The 2523-nt window shown below is 52.1% G+C and carries 2 protein-coding genes; both read right to left on the reverse strand.

Annotation, left to right across the window (positions count from 1 at the left end):
• Positions 1–1190: DASS family sodium-coupled anion symporter (locus tag Q0238_RS00405; RefSeq protein WP_297941774.1), on the reverse strand; the 1190-nt coding region annotated here is incomplete at its 3' end.
• Positions 1191–1633: 443 nt separating this feature from the next.
• On the reverse strand, positions 1634–2523 hold an 890-nt coding region (locus tag Q0238_RS00410), incomplete at its 5' end, for a lyase family protein (RefSeq protein ID WP_297941777.1).

Raw genomic sequence — 2523 nt, forward strand, 5'->3', positions numbered from 1 at the left:
TACGCAGGCGCTCCCGCAGCTACAGCAACCGCAGCAAAGGTCGCATACATCGCGGCGATGTGTGCCGTGAGGCTAGCAAAAAGATAGTGCGAATAGACATATACCAAAAGCAAAATTCCAAGTGCGGCGATCCATGGGATTCCGCTGACGCCAGCAGCTACGAAGTCTGCAAACCACTTAACCAGACCTAGCTTACTAAGTCCTCCCGCAAGCGAGCCCATCCAAATGAGCGTATCCCAGCCGCCTTTTTCACCGAGCACATCCTGCCACGACAACACATCGCTTAGCACCAGCGCGCAAATGGCAAGCATCCCCACTGTCGTAGCGCCGATGCCCGTTAGCCCGCCCGTAGCCCAAAGTGCGAGCGCGCAAACAAACACGCCTACGACCACTTTTTCGCCGTAGCTCATCGCGCCCATAGCGGCTAACTCTTGACTTGCGATCTGTTTTGCCTGCGGATATTTTTTAAGCTCGGGCGCACAAATTTTATAAAGCAAGCTCGGCATCAAAGCAAGCGATACAAGCCCCGGCACGATAGCGCCCATCGCCCACAAAGACCATGAAATTTGAATACCTAGCGTATCGGCGGCGAGCTTTGCGATGAAAGGATTACCCGCCATCGAGGTTAGAAACATTGCGTTCGTGATACCGTTGCTTTGCCAAAGCGTCTGCATCAAATACGCACCCGCTCTGCGCCTGGAATCGCCCGGTTCAGAACCCAGCGCGCTGCTTAGCCCTTTTACGATCGGAAAGAGTACGCCGCCCGCTCTCGCTCCCGCAGAAGGCATCGCGGGCGAAATGATAAACTCGCTAATCACGATAGAATAGCCGATCTTAAGAGTACTATCTCCAATTAGGGAGATGATTTTATACGCGATCCTACGCCCAAGCCCCGTCTTTATAAAACCTCTCGCTAGAATAAAAGCGCAAAAGATAAGCCAGATCGTCGTATTGCCGAAGCCGCCCAGGGCATCGGCAGGTTTTAAAACTTTTGTCAAAACCGCAACCGTAACGCCGATGAAGGCAATCGCGCCGATCGGAATAGGCTGAAGTATGAGCCCTAAAATCGCCACCACCACGATGGCAAATAGATGCCAGGCCTGCGCGCTTACCGCTTGCGGGTGCGGGCAAAACCAGATCGCCGCGCCGACTGCGATAAGCGCTAAGAATTTTATAAATTTCGGATTCATAATGACCCCTTGATTTTATTTTGCCTCATTTGTCCTGCCGTAAATTTAGCCTAAACGGCGGCGAGGCTTTAAATTTAATCGCTTCAAGCTAACGGCAAACTAGACGAAATTTTAAATTCTCCGCCGTGCAGCTTGCTACCTGCGGCGCGCAGCAAATTTGGAGAATTTTAAATTCTCTATTTCGCGGCGTGCGGCGTAAAATTCCACCGCGATTCAAAGTCGCTTTAAATTTCACGCGCTGCGCGAACTTCGGTAAAATTTTATGAAATTTTACCAGCAGCTGCTGCGGTAGCCGTGCCGTGTAAAGCCGTGCGAATTTAAAGCCGATTTTACGCCGCGATCGCGAGCCGTTTCTGCTACGCAAAATGAGCGAGCAGAGTGGGCGCGCTTTTTGCGCGCCGCGACGACCTGCCTTTTGCAATGAAGCAGAACAAAAGCTCCGCCTACCTCTTGCTATCCGCCAAAACCCTATCCACAAACGCCGCACTCTCGCCCGTATAAAGTTCTGGATTCATGATCTTTTCCAAATCGGCGCGACTAAAGTATTTGGCGACCTCTTCACGCTCGAGCAGATCGTCGATGACCGGCTTGCCGTCGGTGAAAGCCTTCATGCATACCTCATAGACGATCTCGTGAGCACTCATCCTACCGAGCTTTTCGCCTAGGTGCAGCATCACGGCTTCGCTTAACATAGCACCCTTTAGCGCGTCTAGGTTGCGGCGCATATGCTGCGGATAGACAATCAAATTTTCCAAAATATCGTTTTGCTTCTCAAGCGCCGCGGCTAGGCATACGCTAGCATGCGGTATGCAGTCCCATTCGACGGCTTCGCAACCCCAATCTCGCTCATTTTCGCACTCCATAGCCTCGACCGCAAGAGGCGCTTGAGCACGCACGATCTTAGTAAGCGCAATGACGCTCTCGCAAACCTGCGGGTTACGCTTATGCGGCATCGTAGAGCTACCCACTTTACCCATAAAAAACGGCTCTTCGACCTCGCAAATTTCGGTACGCTGAAGACTTAAAATTTCATGCGCGATACGTCCGATCGTGCCTGCGATGAGCGCCTGCAAAGCTACGAATTCCGCGATATGATCGCGGCTTGGATGCCAGGATATGATGGGTACGTTTAAGCCAAGATCTTCAAACATCAGCTTTTGCATCTCAAAACCCTTGCCTTCCTGGCTTGCTAGCGTGCCCACGGCGCCGCTAAGTTGCCCTACGAATAATCGCGGCTTAATCTCTTCCAAGCGTTGCAAGCTACGCTTGATCTCCTGCGCCCACATAGCGACTTTGAAACCAAACGTGATTGGCAGCGCGTGGATCACGTGCG

Source organism: uncultured Campylobacter sp., from assembly GCF_938045775.1.
In the GTDB taxonomy this organism is placed as follows: Bacteria; Campylobacterota; Campylobacteria; order Campylobacterales; family Campylobacteraceae; genus Campylobacter_B.